The sequence below is a fragment of the Lysinibacillus sp. NPDC093190 genome, from assembly GCF_050280425.1.
In the GTDB taxonomy this organism is placed as follows: domain Bacteria; phylum Bacillota; class Bacilli; order Bacillales_A; family Planococcaceae; genus Lysinibacillus.
The window spans coordinates 1-2692 of sequence record NZ_JBNNVG010000067.1 but is presented as its reverse complement, the minus strand read 5'-3'; the positions used below and the strand labels follow the sequence as shown (position 1 = coordinate 2692).

The following is a 2692-nucleotide window of genomic DNA, read 5'->3' as shown; positions in this document are numbered from 1 at the left end:
AAAATCTTATTAAATTTAAAGTATAAAGAAATCGGGGTTCATCTGGGTTAACGTGCTGAAAGATTTGTGCACCCCAACATTTGACTTAGAACCTTAATAAATGCATTTAGTATAAGACCCAAAATCGCTAATACAACACAAATATTTACAATGACTATACCAATTTTGTTATCATTTTTATCTTCCTTACGTTGTTGTTTTATCTTTCTATATAAACCTTGAACTTTTTTTTGCATTTGGATTTTATCTTTCCTTATTTTGGCTCAATCATTTCCCCTCCTTTTTCAATCATTGTTTTTTCTAAATAAAGGTATTTTTTATAAAGAAAAATAACTTGATGTTCATGATTAATTGGGTTTCAGAAAATAACTTATTTATTGATAAACTAAATTGTTCCTTTAGCCATCCATGAAGTTATCAGCACTTCACCACAGAAAATGGAAGATGATTAATTTTTTTTATCTTTCATGGGAGTTGAATAACTGAACAATCAGTTATTTGGTCTAGTGTAACATGTTTACAAATGTTGGTTCGTAGAAGTGCAAGATTATAAAGCAAATTATGATGAGATTGCGGTAGCATATCATTAAGTTGGTGTGCTTTTTCTATTTGAATCGGATTAATGAATATAAGAAGCGAAAAAACAAACACAAGCTCTTGGTTGTAATAAGGAGTGTGGCAAAGTTCAATTCTTTCAACTTTGAGTCAGCTTACAACAACAATCGTAGCAAGCTTACAGAGCCATTTAACGAGCCTGTAAGAGTTGATAGATTTGGCTTGGGCTTGTTTCAATGGACTTTAGAAAGCTTACCTATTTCACAAAAAGGTAAAAATCCAACAATCACTATTTACAACCTTTTCACCGAATTAAAATTAAACAATATATGTTAGAGCTATCATTTATCACTCTATCCTGTTAAATGAAAGAAACATTGCTATTACCCCTATCTCAAATATTGGGTTTATGATAACATATATCTGAATCTTTTAACTTTAAAAAATATGAAAGGAAGTGTATTAATCACATATGAAAAAGATATTGAAACCATTGATTAGTGTTATTGCCATTGGTACCCTCTCTCTATCTATAAACATAGATAAAAATGTATTAGCTAATAATATTGCAAATACATGTGAGTATGATTCGGCATCGAAAGTAAACCCTGATTATTCCACAATGAACTGTTTGTTAACCGAAACAGCACTGATTTATGATGTTCCTCCTGAAATTGTGAAGGCAATAGCGGAAGGTGAAAGTGGAAATTGGCGTCATTTTGATATGAATGGTAAAGCGATTGTGACAGCTGATAATGGAATTGGCATTATGCAAATTACAAATCAAGCAGGCTACAATCAAGATAGACTAAAAAGCGATATTGTCTATAATATTCAAGCTGGTGTAGAGACTCTAGATGATATGTTTAAGCGAAAGGATTTACCTAGCATCAACGGTGGGGAAAGAGATGTACTGGAACATTGGTACTTCGCTATCATGGCTTATAACGGTACTAAACCAGTAAATAGTCCAATTGTCCAAGCAACTGGTGAAAGAAATGCAAATGCCTATCAAGAAAGAATTCTCCGAATTATTGAGAAATTGGAATTAATAGACTTAACAGAGCTAACTTTTTTACCCGAACATTTTCAATATGATTCTAACAGCAGGGAAAATATTAAATTTTCAGCGATGAACTATAAATTTGATTTACCATTAACAAAATCAAAGTATTTTTTTAAAACAAATCAGAAAGTTAGTGCAACAACTAATGTAACATTTAGGACAAGACCTACTAAGGATAGTCCTTCTATGGGTACTTTACGTGAAGGTGAAATTGTTACCATTACGGGACCTTTTGAATATGAAGAAGTATCAACGAAGAAAAACCATTTTGTTTGGTATCCTGTGAAAAGAAATGACGGGACAAAGGGGTATGTAGCATCAAGTTATTTAAACTACTCAGCTTCAACACCAACGCCAACACCTCCAGTAACACCGCCCACAACGGGCAACGTTGATGTATCAAAGTTTGCTGATTACAATGCAAACCAATACTGGGCTGAGGATTTTAAGTGGGCAGTCAACATCGGTATCATCAGTGGATACCCAAACGTGAAAAACCCATCAACAGGTAAGTACGAAAACTTACTTAAACCGTACACTAACTTAACGGAAAACCAAATGTTATCTATCCTATTACGTTACTTCAAACCATCAGAACTAGCTTCAACGATAGCTAATACTTCATGGTATGGAGACGTAAACTACCAACTGGCTACAAAATACTCTCTACCAGTTCTAGGTGCAAACACAGCATCCAAACAAGCCATTGCAGGTAAGGATATCACACGGGGGAACTTCGCTCGTATCTTAGCTTCAATGCATTATGGTAAGACTGTATCTCAGTCAGAAGCTATTAAATTCCTTCGTGATAATGGTTTAACAACTACTAAAACAAATGAAGAGTTTAAACCAAATGATTCTCTAGCGAGAGCGCACACAGTGGCATTCTTCCACCGTTACGAACAAATATTCAATAACTAAATTGCTACTTACAAGTGAAAAGGTGACTATAAAAGTCATCTTTTCTTTTTTATGTTGACGGATTGTAATATTAAGTGCAACACCCAGAAGTCAATATAAAGGAAGCCCATAACGACCTCGTGTAGAATGTAGTTACCACACCAAATTCAA

Annotated in this window: 2 protein-coding genes; one reads left to right on the top strand and one right to left on the bottom strand. The window is 33.8% G+C overall.

The genetic code is table 11. The features are described 5' to 3' along the window. Positions 1-47: 47 nt before the first annotated feature. On the bottom strand, positions 48-236 hold the full coding sequence (locus ACQKOF_RS24950; protein WP_427563070.1) for a hypothetical protein: 189 nt from the start codon (positions 234-236) through the stop codon (positions 48-50). A gap of 791 nt (positions 237-1027) precedes the next feature. On the opposite strand from ACQKOF_RS24950, the gene ACQKOF_RS24945 reads away from it, so the two are divergent. Continuing rightward, positions 1028-2542, top strand: coding sequence for an SH3 domain-containing protein (locus ACQKOF_RS24945; RefSeq protein WP_427563067.1), 1515 nt, complete (start codon positions 1028-1030; stop codon positions 2540-2542). Positions 2543-2692 lie beyond the last annotated feature (150 nt).